At 38.6% G+C, this 12891-nt stretch carries 29 protein-coding genes; 24 read left to right on the top strand and 5 right to left on the bottom strand.

The window, feature by feature from the left end:
• Positions 1-439, top strand: a 439-nt coding sequence (locus H5R88_RS07870) for an IS3 family transposase (protein WP_182600359.1), incomplete at its 5' end; no start/stop codon positions are given.
• Positions 440-515: 76 nt separating this feature from the next.
• Here H5R88_RS07870 and H5R88_RS07865 read toward each other — a convergent pair.
• Positions 516-920 (bottom strand): ImmA/IrrE family metallo-endopeptidase, encoded by a 405-nt coding sequence (locus tag H5R88_RS07865; RefSeq protein ID WP_152719755.1) that lies wholly within the window; start codon positions 918-920, stop codon positions 516-518.
• Between the two features lie 16 nt (positions 921-936).
• On the bottom strand, positions 937-1278 hold the full coding sequence (locus tag H5R88_RS07860; RefSeq protein WP_153710297.1) for a helix-turn-helix domain-containing protein: 342 nt from the start codon (positions 1276-1278) through the stop codon (positions 937-939).
• Between the two features lie 151 nt (positions 1279-1429).
• Here H5R88_RS07860 and H5R88_RS07855 point away from each other — a divergent pair, with 151 nt between their 5' ends.
• Positions 1430-1645, top strand: coding sequence for a helix-turn-helix transcriptional regulator (locus H5R88_RS07855; protein ID WP_153710296.1), 216 nt, complete (start codon positions 1430-1432; stop codon positions 1643-1645).
• A 93-nt stretch (positions 1646-1738) separates the two neighbouring features.
• On the opposite strand, the gene H5R88_RS07850 is transcribed toward H5R88_RS07855, so the two are convergent.
• Positions 1739-2365, bottom strand: coding sequence for a hypothetical protein (locus tag H5R88_RS07850; protein ID WP_182600731.1), 627 nt, complete (start codon positions 2363-2365; stop codon positions 1739-1741).
• Positions 2366-2414: 49 nt separating this feature from the next.
• On the opposite strand from H5R88_RS07850, the gene H5R88_RS07845 reads away from it, so the two are divergent.
• Positions 2415-3167, top strand: coding sequence for a Rha family transcriptional regulator (locus H5R88_RS07845; protein ID WP_182600730.1), 753 nt, complete (start codon positions 2415-2417; stop codon positions 3165-3167).
• Positions 3168-3311: 144 nt separating this feature from the next.
• Here the strand turns inward: H5R88_RS07845 and H5R88_RS07840 are convergent, their stop codons facing one another.
• A complete protein-coding gene (locus tag H5R88_RS07840; protein WP_182600729.1) occupies positions 3312-3518 on the bottom strand; it encodes a hypothetical protein in 207 nt (68 codons plus the stop codon).
• Between the two features lie 59 nt (positions 3519-3577).
• Between H5R88_RS07840 and H5R88_RS07835 the strand changes: the two genes are divergently transcribed.
• Together H5R88_RS07835 and H5R88_RS09715 are read left to right on the top strand one after the other, a co-directional pair.
• A complete protein-coding gene (locus H5R88_RS07835; protein WP_085678707.1) occupies positions 3578-3856 on the top strand; it encodes a hypothetical protein in 279 nt (92 codons plus the stop codon).
• Between the two features lie 132 nt (positions 3857-3988).
• Positions 3989-4111 (top strand): hypothetical protein, encoded by a 123-nt coding sequence (locus H5R88_RS09715; RefSeq protein WP_259393981.1) that lies wholly within the window; start codon positions 3989-3991, stop codon positions 4109-4111.
• Here the strand turns inward: H5R88_RS09715 and H5R88_RS07830 are convergent.
• Complete coding sequence (locus H5R88_RS07830; protein WP_182600728.1) at positions 4098-4367, bottom strand: hypothetical protein; 270 nt, start codon at positions 4365-4367, stop codon at positions 4098-4100. The genes H5R88_RS09715 and H5R88_RS07830 overlap by 14 nt on opposite strands.
• Positions 4368-4457: 90 nt before the next feature.
• On the opposite strand from H5R88_RS07830, the gene H5R88_RS07825 reads away from it, so the two are divergent.
• From H5R88_RS07825 to H5R88_RS07735, 19 genes are all read left to right on the top strand, one after another.
• Complete coding sequence (locus H5R88_RS07825) at positions 4458-4658, top strand: helix-turn-helix domain-containing protein (protein WP_308183241.1); 201 nt, start codon at positions 4458-4460, stop codon at positions 4656-4658.
• A gap of 8 nt (positions 4659-4666) precedes the next feature.
• Positions 4667-4858, top strand: a complete 192-nt coding sequence (locus tag H5R88_RS07820; RefSeq protein WP_259393980.1) for a DUF6877 family protein — start codon at positions 4667-4669, stop codon at positions 4856-4858.
• Entirely contained in the window at positions 4855-5040 is a 186-nt protein-coding gene (locus tag H5R88_RS07815) for a hypothetical protein (protein WP_182600727.1), read from the top strand. The genes H5R88_RS07820 and H5R88_RS07815 overlap by 4 nt, the downstream gene beginning before the upstream one ends.
• A gap of 36 nt (positions 5041-5076) precedes the next feature.
• Positions 5077-5292: a hypothetical protein gene (locus H5R88_RS07810; protein ID WP_182600726.1), complete on the top strand. Its 216-nt coding sequence runs from the start codon at positions 5077-5079 to the stop codon at positions 5290-5292.
• On the top strand, positions 5289-5522 hold the full coding sequence (locus H5R88_RS07805) for a helix-turn-helix domain-containing protein (protein ID WP_182600725.1): 234 nt from the start codon (positions 5289-5291) through the stop codon (positions 5520-5522). Before H5R88_RS07810 ends, H5R88_RS07805 begins: the two co-directional genes overlap by 4 nt.
• 28 nt (positions 5523-5550) lie before the next feature.
• Positions 5551-5832 (top strand): hypothetical protein, encoded by a 282-nt coding sequence (locus H5R88_RS07800; protein ID WP_182600724.1) that lies wholly within the window; start codon positions 5551-5553, stop codon positions 5830-5832.
• Positions 5825-6754 (top strand): recombinase RecT, encoded by a 930-nt coding sequence (locus H5R88_RS07795; protein ID WP_182600723.1) that lies wholly within the window; start codon positions 5825-5827, stop codon positions 6752-6754. The genes H5R88_RS07800 and H5R88_RS07795 overlap by 8 nt, the downstream gene beginning before the upstream one ends.
• On the top strand, positions 6738-7562 hold the full coding sequence (locus H5R88_RS07790; protein ID WP_182600733.1) for a PD-(D/E)XK nuclease-like domain-containing protein: 825 nt from the start codon (positions 6738-6740) through the stop codon (positions 7560-7562). The genes H5R88_RS07795 and H5R88_RS07790 overlap by 17 nt, the downstream gene beginning before the upstream one ends.
• 3 nt (positions 7563-7565) lie before the next feature.
• On the top strand, positions 7566-8408 hold the full coding sequence (locus H5R88_RS07785) for a helix-turn-helix domain-containing protein (RefSeq protein ID WP_182600722.1): 843 nt from the start codon (positions 7566-7568) through the stop codon (positions 8406-8408).
• On the top strand, positions 8401-8730 hold the full coding sequence (locus tag H5R88_RS07780; RefSeq protein WP_182600721.1) for a hypothetical protein: 330 nt from the start codon (positions 8401-8403) through the stop codon (positions 8728-8730). The genes H5R88_RS07785 and H5R88_RS07780 overlap by 8 nt, the downstream gene beginning before the upstream one ends.
• Positions 8727-9254 (top strand): hypothetical protein, encoded by a 528-nt coding sequence (locus H5R88_RS07775; protein ID WP_182600720.1) that lies wholly within the window; start codon positions 8727-8729, stop codon positions 9252-9254. Before H5R88_RS07780 ends, H5R88_RS07775 begins: the two co-directional genes overlap by 4 nt.
• Positions 9255-9311: 57 nt before the next feature.
• A complete protein-coding gene (locus H5R88_RS07770) occupies positions 9312-9824 on the top strand; it encodes a DUF1064 domain-containing protein (RefSeq protein ID WP_182600719.1) in 513 nt (170 codons plus the stop codon).
• Positions 9825-9852: 28 nt separating this feature from the next.
• The gene (locus H5R88_RS07765; RefSeq protein ID WP_182600718.1) at positions 9853-10158 is read left to right on the top strand and encodes a hypothetical protein; all 306 of its coding nucleotides are present in this window, start codon (positions 9853-9855) and stop codon (positions 10156-10158) included.
• The gene (locus H5R88_RS07760) at positions 10148-10621 is read left to right on the top strand and encodes a hypothetical protein (protein ID WP_182600717.1); all 474 of its coding nucleotides are present in this window, start codon (positions 10148-10150) and stop codon (positions 10619-10621) included. The genes H5R88_RS07765 and H5R88_RS07760 overlap by 11 nt, the downstream gene beginning before the upstream one ends.
• A gap of 201 nt (positions 10622-10822) precedes the next feature.
• Positions 10823-10984: a hypothetical protein gene (locus tag H5R88_RS07755; protein ID WP_182600716.1), complete on the top strand. Its 162-nt coding sequence runs from the start codon at positions 10823-10825 to the stop codon at positions 10982-10984.
• Positions 10981-11259 carry a hypothetical protein gene (locus tag H5R88_RS07750; RefSeq protein ID WP_182600715.1) on the top strand — a complete coding sequence of 93 codons (279 nt, stop codon included), beginning with the start codon at positions 10981-10983 and terminating at the stop codon, positions 11257-11259. The genes H5R88_RS07755 and H5R88_RS07750 overlap by 4 nt, the downstream gene beginning before the upstream one ends.
• A complete protein-coding gene (locus H5R88_RS07745) occupies positions 11256-11768 on the top strand; it encodes a hypothetical protein (RefSeq protein ID WP_182600714.1) in 513 nt (170 codons plus the stop codon). The genes H5R88_RS07750 and H5R88_RS07745 overlap by 4 nt, the downstream gene beginning before the upstream one ends.
• Complete coding sequence (locus H5R88_RS07740; protein WP_182600713.1) at positions 11758-11931, top strand: hypothetical protein; 174 nt, start codon at positions 11758-11760, stop codon at positions 11929-11931. The genes H5R88_RS07745 and H5R88_RS07740 overlap by 11 nt, the downstream gene beginning before the upstream one ends.
• Before the next feature lie 212 nt (positions 11932-12143).
• Positions 12144-12659: an ArpU family phage packaging/lysis transcriptional regulator gene (locus tag H5R88_RS07735; protein ID WP_094509637.1), complete on the top strand. Its 516-nt coding sequence runs from the start codon at positions 12144-12146 to the stop codon at positions 12657-12659.
• The last annotated feature ends 232 nt before the right edge of the window (positions 12660-12891 follow it).

Below are 12891 nucleotides of genomic sequence, written 5' to 3'. Positions count from 1 at the left end.
GTGGGCTTATATCTCAGCGATGATTGATGAAGCGAGTCAAGAGATTCTAGCTTTTCAAATAGGTATTAGTCCGAACAAAGAACTGATTGTAAAAACTGTAGAAGAATTAATTACCAATCTACCTGATAATGCTTATCCAATTATCCATTCGGATCAGGGCTGGCATTACCAGTTAGGTTACTATACCCAAAAATTGGCGGATCACCAGTTTATTCAAAGTATGTCACGGAAGGGAAATTGCCTGGATAACGCTCCAGTAGAAAGTTTCTTTCACTTATTTAAGACTGAGTTACTAGCAGGATTTCTGCCTTGTAAGGATATTGCAGAATTAAGCAAACTTTCTCAAGAATATGTTCAATATTTTAATCATGTTAGAACAACCTTAAAAACAAAAGGCATGACTCCGGTTGAATACCGAAATCATGCCTTAGCAGCTTAATATTTTAATTTTGTCTAACTTTTTTCTTGCACTTCATTAAGTCTCTTTTTAGAGGCTTTTTTTATTTTGCAAAAAATTAATAACTTAAGATAACTTCTTTAACAATATTTTCATCGCGCGACGGAATATCGTTTTGACGCATAAACTCAAGATAATTCACTGAGTGTGGATCATCGCCAGTGACGTCAATGTAATTAGAGAAAAGGTATTTAATCATAAATTTGTTAGCGCCATATTCCATTTTCATCTTCATAGAAATTGTTACATCATAAAGTTCCTTTTCGTCACGTTGCTTAGCAAGATGACCTAATTCATGAATTAAAACTGTCTTTTGCTGAGTTTCAGTTAATTTAGTATCTATGTATATAACTGCTTTCCCTTCTAAAATAGGTGGAAAAGCAATGCGTCCGGGGCAATCAAGGCTTCCATACATTACTACGGCATTCAATTCTTCGAGAAGTTCTTTCAACTTATTATCCATAAAGCAGGGCGACCTTTTACTCTTTATTTCTGAGATAACTTTCTAGTAAGTCTTTCATTACTTTCTTATCATGTTCAGTAACAGGTTGACCTTCGAACGACATAATTGTTCCGAGAGCCTCATCTACAGTCGCATTATGTACTTGATCTGCTTTACTCTTGCGCCCTAATAAATAATCAGTCGAGACGTTGAACAAATTAGCCAGTTTGTCAACAGTTTCAAAGTCTGGTTCACGTCTTCCATATTCGTAATTAGCGTATGTTTGCATACTTGATAATCCAATAGCCTTAGCGACATAGGTCTTACTCCAGCCTCTGCTTTCGCGTAGATTAGTAAGACGATTTCCAAACTCTGACATTCTCAACAACTCCTTTTCTTTATATAATACAACTGTTAAACAAAAAGATTGCTTTTTTAGACAAAAAGTTTACATAAAGTATTGACCTAAACAATACGGCGAGGTATTATAATATACGTAAGTTAAACGATACGGCTAAGGAGGTGAAAGGATGACAACAGTTCTTAAAAAAGATGCTTACAAAATCCTAAAAAAAGAAATTGATGATCGTGGTATTAAGAATAAGTTTATTGCTAATAAAATTGGTGTTAGTCCTAGTTATTTGAGCCAAGTATTAAACGGTAGCAAAAAACTATCGACTGACGTTGCTATAAAAGTTATCCAAGTCTTAGATTTGCCTTTAAATATTTTTTTAAATGAAAGTTAAACGATACGGCTAAAAATAAGGCATAGAAGTTGAAAGATAAAAAGAATATCTACGGTCTTTTGTAGAAGACGGTAGATATCTAGTGACAGACGATTACTTATCCCTGAAATCAAGGATGTCGTCGATATTCGTTATGATCGCTTCTATGAGCACATAAGCAAAAGTGTCGTTATAGACACCGTAAATGATACAGAGGGTATTTATTGTATGAAAAAGAAGCTTGAAAAATTTGAAGCAGTAATCGACATCTGGGACTTTTATCTCTTCTATGGAATTATCCTTTTTGAACTGATCAATTTGTTTTTTTATAAAAAGCTTGACGTTATATCGTGTGCTGTCTGCTTCAGTATCATTGCAACCGGAATAACTATTTCGGGTAAACTTCCGGCTTTCGTGATTGGAATGATCGAAGTTAGATTCGGAAAGATCATCGACGGTATCCGCAAGTTTAACAAATGATTCAACTGGGTGGTGAGTAATTTCATTGTTGATTCTATTGAGAGTCGATGTGATTTTAATATCAGAGTTCGAAGCAAGAGCGAGCAGTTCTTGAAGTTGTGAAAGCTGGTCCTGAATAGGGGCAAGCGCTTCTGTAATTTGTTGGTTAGCTTGCGAAGCTAATTGCATTGCTTTACGTGCTTCTGGAGGGATGCGATTTGTAATGCGTGCAACGTCTTCAAGAGCTTCCTTATAGCTGTAATGCGTAGTGATAGTAGTCACCTCCTTTATAGTGAGCTGACTTAATTATACAAGAAAGGGATGATCGTTTATGAACGAACCAAAACTATTAGATTTTCGCGGGGAACCTACTTTAGATAGCCGTGAAGTTGCCAAGATGATTGGTAAACGACACCGTGATTTAATGCGTGATATTCGCCGATATATCAACGATATGGACGAGGGCGCAAAATTGCGCTCTCCTAAATTCTTCATTGAAAGTAACTATGAATCTAGTCAAGGAAAACTTTTACCTTGCTACTTATTAACTAAGATGGGTTGTGAATTTGTAGCTAACAAAATGACTGGTAGGAAAGGAACGTTATTCACAGCTCAATACGTGTCACTTTTCAACGAATATCAAGCCAGCTTGAAGAAGCCGGACAGCTACACGATCGATGATCCAGTTAAGCGTGCTGAACGGTGGATCGAGGAACGTAAGGCTTATGAAGCATTAGTTCCTAAGGGTCAATACTTTGACAGTCAGATGCACAATCCGGGTCTTATGACCGTCACGGAGATTGCCAAGGACTACGGTATGACGGCTACCAAGCTTAACCGCTTGCTTCATGAGTTCGGCGTCCAGTTCAAACAAGGTAGGCATTGGGTCCTTTATCACAAGTACGATGGCAAAGGATATACGCAGTACGAAGCATTTGCCTACAACGACAACAAGGGCGTTCACAACAATCTTAAATGGACGCAGCGTGGGCGGAAGTTCATTTACGACGTACTCAAGGATCACGGTATTCTGCCAGTGCTTGAGCAATCGGAATTGTTGCCAGATGAAGTTGCAGTTAACTAAAAAAGCTACCCGGAGGTGACAACATGGAAGCAATAGAACACAAGCCAGAAATGAGCATTAGTTTTTCTTGCCACAATTTAAGTGAAATAAAAGAGCTGCTACCTGAAATAGCAACTCTTCGAAAGAAATATGATGTTAGCCTAACTATTTCTTATTCTGCTGGAATGGATTGGTCTTTCCTTCCACCACAGAAAGAAGATAAGCATAGTTAGTAGCAACAACTTGTGCATTAATTATGCCATCTTTGCTTGCACCATCACTACCATTGATACCACCAACGTGCAAACTGGCATTATGATTTAACAATGCAATAGTCATTTCTGCTGCTAATTCTTTATCAGTTTTTGCCAAAATAATCACCTCTTTTCATTAGGAGATGATTTAAGTATATCAGAAAGGAGTTGATTACGATGAGCCCATATTTATACCAGATGAACAGGCTAGAGTTCTGTAATGTTTGGAAGTCAATTAAAAAGATAGGCGACAAGGAAATAGAAGTACCTATGTCAAAGTCGACTTTTGATAGACGCAAAGTTTGGGCGCAAGAAAACTATCCAGACTGGCGAAAGGTATTTCTTGCCGGTGGTCGCGTTGATCTGAAGGAATATCAAAAGTTTGAAACATTTCGATCAGAAAGATACTACGAAGATCATGAAAGCCCATATGTAAAAGCGTTGAGAGGTGATTAAATGGCGTATCTAGCATGGTGTGTGTTGGCGATTATGGCTTGCTTCTTAATCGGTACGATCGTCAACGTAATTGAGGGCGAGAAGTTGAACGTACTTAAGCCACGTTATCAGAAGAAACATTAGGAGGTATGAATGATGAGCGAAGAAAATAAAAAAGTCCCTTCTATCAATGGCGATGGAAGGAACCATATAAAAATTGAGAATACAGAAATGATTCAAAGCGCCTCAGAAATTCTAATGATTATTCATTCATAATCCATATATAACCATCATCTTTTGAAACGAATGGGTAATTAGATTTAGTCAAAATTTCTCCTGCCTGTTGCTTTGTGTAAATCACTAAACCGTTAGTGTATATTGTGACTTTTTCTAAATTACTAGGATCATTATTAATTATGTAATTAGTACAGTCAGATGGATGGTTAATTTTAAAATTAGCACTCACAGTGCTATTAGCTACAGCTGTTAATAAATGAGAATAGCTTAGAAATTGAGTATCGATTTTACACATAATAATCCTCCTAAACAGATTTCTTGAGTAGGTAAACAATAAGTAATATTACCACATTATTTTGTGGTAATAAAGGAGATTGATAACTATATGTTGTGGAATAACGTACAGAAAGTATTGGATGAAAAATCAATATCAATATATCGCTTATCTAAGCTAACAGGAATATTAGATAACACTCTCTATTCGTATAGCAGAGGGATATCAGAACCGTCATTTACGAACATGTGTAAGATTGCTGACGCATTAGACGTTAGCTTAGATATTTTTAGAGGAGATAAACAGAAATGAAAGATGGAATGGAAAGGATTAACCAACTATTTGATGAGTATGATTTCCCGTTAAACGCCATACAAATGGTACGTGAGCGTTTGGGTGATTGGTTCATCAGTGGTGGCAAGCCGACTGATGGCTATGTTTGGCAACAAGCACGCTATCTTGAAAATCTAATTCGCTACGGACTAGCTGAACGAAAGGCGGTGATCGAATGAATGAACCAGCATTAATTTGTTCTGGATTAACAGCGGGGATGCTAATAAGCATGTTCTACGGCTCAGGACTATGCTTAGTCTTTGGATTTGTCTTATTCTGGCAGATCTTAGGAGCACTAGGTGATCCAGATAATCCAAACAAAAAAGCCACCGGATCCGACACATCCGATGGCGATAAGTAAAACCTATAGATAAATAGAATTTGAGGTAATTATATCATGAAAAATCAATTACTTAAAGCGATAGCAGAAATGCCAAGCTCTGCTGCTTACTACATGGGGCAACGTGACGGCTATGCTTGCAAGATCAAAGACGTGTTGAATGCTATTTCAGTTGAAAGCGTGCGGGCTAACAATTCCGTGCTAAAAGAACTTTATTGGTGGCTTGATATGTATAACGACAGTTTTGCTCGTGAAATGGGGTGGGCGAAATGAACTTATCCGAAATCTTTGCCCGTAATTTACGAGTTCGTATGGCAATTTTTGATTACAAAGCAACTGACCTATATCAAATCACTGGAGTTGCCGTAACAACGATAATAGCTTTACAAAGTGGAAAGAATAAAGGAGTTCAATTCTCAACAGTCGAAAAACTAGCAAAAGGGCTCGAATGTGAACCACAACATTTGTTTAGCGAGAATATGAATTGGACGGCTTACAAATGAGCAAACACGTATCAGGGGGTAAATAAAAATGAATAACGAAGTAGATCAAATTAAGAGCGCTGTGGAAAAAGTTACTGGGCATAAATTTGATGCACTAGTTGTATTAGGAGCCAACAAGCAAACTGGATTGGCATTACAGTCTATTGGAGGCGAAGCGGCTCTCATAGCAACGCTAATCGCTGACTTGTACGAAAAATATCCACAACTTGAATCAATGGTAAAGGACGCTGAGCAATTAAAGAAAGGCCAAGTACCAGATGATTTAGTCAAGGCGCTTTTTAACATACTAGGGGGTAACAGCAATGAATAATCAAGTAGCTCAACAACAGAAACCAACTAAGCTAACCGATCTTGTATTAGATCGTGTTAAACAAATGCAAGATACGCAGGATCTATCACTGCCGAAGAATTACAACGCTTCTAATGCGCTTAATGCGGCCTTTCTTGAATTGCAAAAGGTACAAGACCGTAATCATCGGCCAGCCTTAGAAGTGTGTTCGCATGACTCAATTGTTAAATCCTTGTTAGATATGACGCTACAAGGATTGTCACCAGCGAAAGATCAATGCTACTTCATCGTATACGGCAATGAACTTCAAATGCAACGAAGCTACTTTGGAACAGTAGCAGCAGTTAAGCGACTGGATGGAGTTAAGAAAGTTAGGGCAGAAGTTGTTCATGAAAAAGATGACTTTGAAATTGGCGCCAATGAAGACATGGAACTAGTTGTTAAGAGATTCGTTCCTAAATTTGAAAATCAAGATAATCAAATCGTTGGAGCCTTTGCCATGATTAAGACTGATGAAGGTACTGACTTTACTGTTATGACCAAGAAAGAGATTGATCAGTCGTGGGCACAAACACGTCAAAAGAACAACAAGGTGCAACAGAATTTTAGTCAAGAAATGGCAAAACGGACTGTGCTAAACCGTGCCGCTAAGATGTTTATTAATACGTCCGATGATAGCGACCTATTAACTGGTGCTATTAACGATACAACAAGTAACGAGTATGACGATGATCGCCGTGATGTCACATCTGTTGAAGATGAAAAGCAAAGTACTGATAAATTGCTAGAAGGATTTCAAAAGTCTCAAGAAGCGAAGGCTAAGGGGGTAAGCAATGATGGCAACAGCAACGAAGGCGGAGAAGCCAGTGAAGAAGTCGCAGACGGACAAACGGAACTCTTCAACGAAGGAACAATCAAGCCAGCCGATGAAGCTGACAGCTGATAATTACTACTCTCATGAGACCGATTGGCAATACATGAGTGTGTCACTGTTCAAAGATTTTGAGAAGTGTGAGGCCCGTGCATTAGCTAAGCTCAAAGAGGATTGGCAACCCGTTTCTAGCCCTGTCCCTCTTCTTGTTGGTAATTACGTTCACTCATACTTTGAGAGTGCAAAAAGCCATCAAGACTTTATTGAAGCTAACAAAAAAGAGTTAATGACCCGACCTACTAAAACCAACCCAAACGGACACCTCAGAGCTGAATTTAAGGGTGCTAACAGCATGATTCAGACATTACAAGCCGATGATATGTTCAATTACTTTTACGCCCCAGGCGACAAGGAAGTAATCGTAATGGGTGAGATTGACGGCTACTTGTGGAAAGGCAAGATTGACAGTCTTGTACTTGATAAAGGGTATTTTTGTGACTTAAAGACTGTTGATGACATTCACAAAGGACACTGGAACTCAGATGAACATAGATACGTGCCGTTCATTCAAGATAGAGAATATGATTTGCAAATGGCAGTCTACCGTGAATTGATTAAACAGACCTTTGGTAAAGAGTGTCAGCCACTCATCTTTGCTATTAGCAAGCAGACGCCTCCTGACAAAATGGCAATTGATTTTAACGGCGATGATGATGATTACCAAATGCAGGCCGATTTAGACAAGGTAAAGGAATTACAACCGCATTTTTGGAAAGTGATGACTGGAGAAGAAGAACCTGTTCATTGTGGCAAGTGTGATTATTGCCGTGAAACGAAGATGTTAAGTGGATTTATACACGCAAGTGAAATCGAGGTATAAGCAATGGAACAACCGAGTTACTATTCAATCCTTACTGCTAATGTTCGCTATGACAATGAGCTGAAAGCAAACGAAAAATTATTATTTAGCGAAATTACAGCGCTCAGTAATAGAAATGGATATTGCCATGCAAATAATAATTACTTTGCCGATCTTTACAATGTTTCAAAAACATCTATATCCAATTGGATTAATCATCTTAAAGAACGAGGATATTTAAAAGTTGAAATGATAAAAGATGGGAAAGAAATAAAAGAACGAAGACTGTTCCCTATTAGTACCCCTATTAAAGAAAAGTTTAATACCCCTTCAAGAAATCTTTATGAGGGTAATAAAGAAAAGTTTAATACCCCTATTAAAGAAAACTTTAAGGAGAATATTACAAGTATTAATACTACAAGTAATAATAAAGTGTTAAGTGATGCACAGCATTCCGTCAAAGATGTTTTCGAGCTTTGGCAAAACAACTGGGGATTTCCTAATGGAATTGCTCAACAAGATTTAACTGAGTGGACGAATAAATATGGAGCTGACTTAGTTCTTCATGTAATTACGTATGCATTAAGAAGAAATATAGCTTCTAAGGGCGCTGATCGCTATTTAGCAAAAACGTTTGAACGGTACGACCAACAGTCAATTAAAACGGTGGAACAAGCTAAAAAGTCTGAACAACGACATGAACAACAAGTAAGCCGTGAATATCAACAGAAGGGTAGCTCTCGTAAACGTCAGCCAATTAACGAACAAATGCCTGAGTGGTTCAGAAAGCAGCAGGAGCAAGAGACTAAGCCTCAACAACACACAGAAAAGATAGATGATAGTGGGGATCCGATGCCAAATGATTAAAGAAAAAGCAAAAAAGAAATGGGATCTTACTCGTAAGATGCTAGAAATAACTGATGATGAATACAACGGTGTAACGCAGGAAGATGCTAACTTACGTTTTGTCAAAATGAAGTTACAAATAGCAGTCTATTACATGCAATTGCTAGATGAGCATGACAGCGAGTATCAAGTCCCGTGGAATAAAGAACAATTCAAATGGGCGCTTAGAAAGCCTGTTGGCGACAAGAAAAAAGAACAGGCCAAAGACTGGTGTCACCAATGCTGTTTAATGTGTGACAAAGCATGTACCAGTTGGAGCTATGGGGAGGTAAAGACAGCATGAATGCAGAAAAGTATTTAACAACCGATGAGCTGGTTTACACGATCAATCATAGCAAAGAAATTGATCGTGGCGATGAAATGGGACCATTTGCCGTTAAACGGGGCAAGTATATTTATGTCTATCGCACATGGCAGGACGCACGAGACGAAGAAGAGCGTAAGCCGATGTGGCTGATGATGATTCCTGTTAACATCGAAAGTTTGTCGGAATTACACGAACGAGAAGATTTAGACGCTAGTGATTTAGAAAGTAAAGGCTTCTGGCCTCTGATTGAACTCATTAGCAAGTATGCACATACACCATTGGCTTTTCGAGGCACAGTGCTAAGTGAAAACGATAAAGAAGAACTGAGGCACAGGCTAATGGGCTATCTCAAAGATCATACAGTTAGCGAGGATTATCGCAACGGCCGTTTAGATGCTATACGCAGTATCATGGGTCAATTTGATATGGAAGATGATTACGATGCGGAGAAAGGCTCGTACAAAGCTATGAAGATTAAGGCGGGTGTTGAGAGTGCTTAAACTTATCTTGTTATTAGGTATTTTTGCCTGTGGCTATGCGATGGGGGTTCATAACCGATGAAACGAAACGCTAAGAAGTATATCGAAGATGGCATTACTTTTGACAGCCGAGTTGAGTACAACTTCTATCACCGTTTTATTCGAGGCAAAGGGTATCGCTTTAGACATCATGAGCGCTTCTATCTTACCGATAAATACGCTTTAGGCGGTGTTATGGGTAGAGCCGTAACTTATACCCCAGACTTCGTTATACGGGACGACAGGGGCGAAATAGCACATGTTTACGATGTCAAAGGCTCACTTACTTCATACAATATTGACCGTGATGCTAAAAAGACATTCAGTTGGTTTCAAAGTAAGTACCGTATTCCTGTTGAAGTGATTGTTCCTCGTGAGAATGACTTCAAAATGAAAGTGTTGGGTGTGCCTAATAACTTGTTTGACAAGCATGTTAGACATGACCGAAAAGGTAACATTAAGCGGTATCCCAAGACTGGGAATCCGATGTATGACTACTACGATGTGCACAAGTCGGTAAATTACGACATAAGAGACACGATAGGAAATTGATTGAGTTAAAAATTATGGAGGTAGCGCAATGAGTGCAGAAGTAAAAGTATTACCAGCAAGCACACGGACGAACCTTGAAGCGTTGAAGCACCACATGAATAAGCTGGGATTTAAGTATTTTGAAGAAAGAGACGGCTGGATAAATTTCAGTCCCGAACAATGTGAGATAGACGGTGAATTATGTCCTCGTCCTGGTATGAGCGTTGATGTATCAACTAATTACAGGATAATTAATTCGATGATTGACAAAATCGATTTATACGACAAATTGCCAGAAGTAAAGCAAGCCATCCTTGATTTCTACGAAGCGGAGGGAATAACTGATGAAGATTAAAGAAGCAATAGAGATTATTAACGGTACGACTAGCACAGTATCAGCAAAAGAGTCAAATGACTTTTTACAAATTTCTAGTGAGAACACGGCAATCTACGGGGATTGGTTTTTAAAAATGCCTATGAATGCAACTAACTGGGAGTCTATTCGCAAAGAGTGGGGTAGTTTGTCTCCTAACATTAGGCCTGAGGATTTAGCACTTGTGATGGATATAGTGCAACGGCTGATCGACACGCCTACTAAAGAACGTTTCCCCGAAAAGAAGTATCGCCTGCGGTGGATTAATGACCAAAACCATTACAAAAATTATCTAAATTTAAATGGCGCATGGGTTTTTGTGGATGATGAAATTGATGCAGATACCTTTACCGAATCAGAATTAGAGCAACTCAAGAAAGACAATCCACACTTAGCACCTGCGATTGATGCAATGAAGGAACCTGCGGAGGATAAGGATGATTAATTATAAATGTCTTAGGAAAGATGGGCCTTGTTTGTTTACTGTTGAAAGCATAGGTAAAGATGGTGAAGCATATTATCTTAACGTCAACGTAAAGCGACGGGCTTACTCCAGAATTAAACGTATTCGTAAGCGACAGATTGCTAAGGCTAAGCACATGATGGTTTGGCACAAACAAGCTAAAAAGTCAAAGAGGTGGAAGAGATGAGTCATAAATTATCAGAGCTTGGGATACAGTCCGATGGCTTTGTCTGTTTTAACAATCCTAATGAAGTTGTTAGTGATAAAGAGTTTGAAGAAATAAAAAATGACTTAGCAAATATGAGAAAAGAAGCATTGAAAATGTTAGCGGAGAAAAAGAAATGATAACAATTGATTTGGATAATAAGTTCGCTATCGTTAGCGACGGTGAAGTAATTAAATTGATTCAAAAAGATGGCAAGGTACGTAAAGATGGCACACCATCAGGTCAAAAATGGTGGTTTCAGACGTATGGACAGGCTATCAAGTTATACGAAAAGAAAGTAGACGCTGGCAGGCCTATTCATTCGTTAAGAGAACTAGCTAAGCAAATCGACAGCGGATATAAGCGTATTGAAATCATGGTAGATCAAAAGATGAAAGAAGCGGGGATTGAATGAAACTTAAAAAATTAGAAAAGCCATATAAGACTGAGACACATCTTGATCATTTCACGAAAGCTCAAGATTTAATTACATCAGCGATTCTTAGTGGATGGAAGATCGATTTTGAGGCTGAGCCTAATGAAGATTATGAAGCGAGCGATGGGGAGGAATACCCACTTTTAATCAAGACTTATGTCTGGGCACCTGAACGTTGGAATGAGGACTACATCGATGAATTACACTTTCTAAATTGGTTTTATCCTCAGGCAGCGATTGAGTTAGCAACTCACTTGAAAAAAGTAATCCAAAATTACAATTGTCCTTATTGCTCAATGCTAAATGGCGTTGGCAAAACGTGGAAATATGGTCAACTCAACGATAAAGATGAATGTATTGCTTTTGACACCACAGAAAGAGGCTACTTTCTTACCGATTACAACGACTTTATCCACTGTACTCGGACTGGACGCATACAAATATTCAATTGTCCGTTCTGTGGGAGGAAGCTAGTTAATGAAGATTAGAGTATGGATTCAGTCACCCGACAATGCGTCCTTTAATGAAGATGACATTATCGAAGTCCCCGATAATATTTCTGATGATGAGTTAGAAGAGACAGCGCAAGAAACAGCATTTGAGCACATTGATTGGGGATATGAAAGGGTGGACAGCGATGAAAATTCTTGATGTGTGCTGCGGATCAAAAATGTTTTGGTATAACAAGCACGAAGAACATATAATTGGCTGGTCAATATTTGCATTATTTTGTTCAATCCCATAAGCGTGTTATAAAGCGTTAAATTGCGTTAAAAAGCGTAAAAAAAGACGCTCTACTGTGAGAGCGCCCCTTCGATATAAAAATAAGCAAAACTATTATATCACAAGGGGAGCGAAATATCGTGGGGTTATTTCCGGAATTCAATGAGAAGAAAACCATTCAAAACGTCCGTAAGTTTTTCAATAACGATAAGAAATATCAAAGAATTTGTCGGAATGCTTGGATGGACGGGATCAAAGCACAAGTAAATGACGTGACTGGTATTCATGGCTCACGTAAAGGCAATGGATCAGAAAAGATGATGATTTACTATGCCGAATGTGCAAGAGCAAAGAGAGCCGTTGAGAAGGCGATTAGTGCCTGTAGCGTAGGAAGCCAAGATATACTCAACTGGCACTATGTTAAGCAATTGACAGTCGTAGAAACTAAACTGCATATCAATCATCATTTGGGGCATTCAACCTTTAAGGATGCTGATGAAGTGGCTTGTTTAGAGTTTGCTGAAGCTTGTGATCGAATCTCAATGCAAATGAATTGTAGCCTCGAAATTCTCCCCTTATTTCTCGATTTTGATGATGACGACGAAAAAGCGGGAACAAATCAGGAACAAAACGGGAATAAAACAGGAACAAATTAGGAACTTTTCGGGAACAAAACGGGAAGTTCAAGGGGATATTATTGTATTGTCGAAAAAATAACGACAACCCCATGATAATAAGTTAGTTCGGTACGTATACTCACACGTGTACCGCAACTTGGTCTGTTAAATGACCGTGTGGAATCCGGTAACCAAGCCGACAGGATGGTGGCAGAGACCATAATCCACGTTGAGACTATCATTAACTAACTTCGAAATAAATTTACGGTAA

It is taken from the genome of Limosilactobacillus agrestis (assembly GCF_014145585.1).
Taxonomy (GTDB): Bacteria; Bacillota; Bacilli; order Lactobacillales; family Lactobacillaceae; genus Limosilactobacillus; species Limosilactobacillus agrestis.
Note: the sequence above shows the minus strand (reverse complement) of the source record. Positions and strands in the feature narration are given on the sequence as shown.

Excerpts from the sequence above, each read along its gene's own strand:
- H5R88_RS07820 (WP_259393980.1), top strand. The coding sequence starts at position 4,667 with ATGGAAAGGATTAACCAACTATTTGATGAGTATGATTTCCCGTTAAAC.
- H5R88_RS07785 (WP_182600722.1), top strand. The coding sequence starts at position 7,566 with ATGGAACAACCGAGTTACTATTCAATCCTTACTGCTAATGTTCGCTAT.
- H5R88_RS07825 (WP_308183241.1), top strand. The coding sequence starts at position 4,458 with ATGTTGTGGAATAACGTACAGAAAGTATTGGATGAAAAATCAATATCA.
- H5R88_RS07805 (WP_182600725.1), top strand. The coding sequence starts at position 5,289 with ATGAACTTATCCGAAATCTTTGCCCGTAATTTACGAGTTCGTATGGCA.
- H5R88_RS07815 (WP_182600727.1), top strand. The coding sequence starts at position 4,855 with ATGAATGAACCAGCATTAATTTGTTCTGGATTAACAGCGGGGATGCTA.
- H5R88_RS07770 (WP_182600719.1), top strand. The coding sequence starts at position 9,312 with ATGAAACGAAACGCTAAGAAGTATATCGAAGATGGCATTACTTTTGAC.
- H5R88_RS07740 (WP_182600713.1), top strand. The coding sequence starts at position 11,758 with ATGAAGATTAGAGTATGGATTCAGTCACCCGACAATGCGTCCTTTAAT.
- H5R88_RS07855 (WP_153710296.1), top strand. The coding sequence starts at position 1,430 with ATGACAACAGTTCTTAAAAAAGATGCTTACAAAATCCTAAAAAAAGAA.
- H5R88_RS07755 (WP_182600716.1), top strand. The coding sequence starts at position 10,823 with ATGAGTCATAAATTATCAGAGCTTGGGATACAGTCCGATGGCTTTGTC.
- H5R88_RS07775 (WP_182600720.1), top strand. The coding sequence starts at position 8,727 with ATGAATGCAGAAAAGTATTTAACAACCGATGAGCTGGTTTACACGATC.
- H5R88_RS07745 (WP_182600714.1), top strand. The coding sequence starts at position 11,256 with ATGAAACTTAAAAAATTAGAAAAGCCATATAAGACTGAGACACATCTT.
- H5R88_RS07780 (WP_182600721.1), top strand. The coding sequence starts at position 8,401 with ATGATTAAAGAAAAAGCAAAAAAGAAATGGGATCTTACTCGTAAGATG.
- H5R88_RS07750 (WP_182600715.1), top strand. The coding sequence starts at position 10,981 with ATGATAACAATTGATTTGGATAATAAGTTCGCTATCGTTAGCGACGGT.
- H5R88_RS07830 (WP_182600728.1), bottom strand. The coding sequence starts at position 4,367 with ATGTGTAAAATCGATACTCAATTTCTAAGCTATTCTCATTTATTAACA.
- H5R88_RS07835 (WP_085678707.1), top strand. The coding sequence starts at position 3,578 with ATGAGCCCATATTTATACCAGATGAACAGGCTAGAGTTCTGTAATGTT.
- H5R88_RS07860 (WP_153710297.1), bottom strand. The coding sequence starts at position 1,278 with ATGTCAGAGTTTGGAAATCGTCTTACTAATCTACGCGAAAGCAGAGGC.
- H5R88_RS07865 (WP_152719755.1), bottom strand. The coding sequence starts at position 920 with ATGGATAATAAGTTGAAAGAACTTCTCGAAGAATTGAATGCCGTAGTA.
- H5R88_RS07765 (WP_182600718.1), top strand. The coding sequence starts at position 9,853 with ATGAGTGCAGAAGTAAAAGTATTACCAGCAAGCACACGGACGAACCTT.
- H5R88_RS07845 (WP_182600730.1), top strand. The coding sequence starts at position 2,415 with ATGAACGAACCAAAACTATTAGATTTTCGCGGGGAACCTACTTTAGAT.
- H5R88_RS09715 (WP_259393981.1), top strand. The coding sequence starts at position 3,989 with ATGATGAGCGAAGAAAATAAAAAAGTCCCTTCTATCAATGGCGATGGA.
- H5R88_RS07760 (WP_182600717.1), top strand. The coding sequence starts at position 10,148 with ATGAAGATTAAAGAAGCAATAGAGATTATTAACGGTACGACTAGCACA.
- H5R88_RS07795 (WP_182600723.1), top strand. The coding sequence starts at position 5,825 with ATGAATAATCAAGTAGCTCAACAACAGAAACCAACTAAGCTAACCGAT.
- H5R88_RS07810 (WP_182600726.1), top strand. The coding sequence starts at position 5,077 with ATGAAAAATCAATTACTTAAAGCGATAGCAGAAATGCCAAGCTCTGCT.
- H5R88_RS07800 (WP_182600724.1), top strand. The coding sequence starts at position 5,551 with ATGAATAACGAAGTAGATCAAATTAAGAGCGCTGTGGAAAAAGTTACT.
- H5R88_RS07790 (WP_182600733.1), top strand. The coding sequence starts at position 6,738 with ATGAAGCTGACAGCTGATAATTACTACTCTCATGAGACCGATTGGCAA.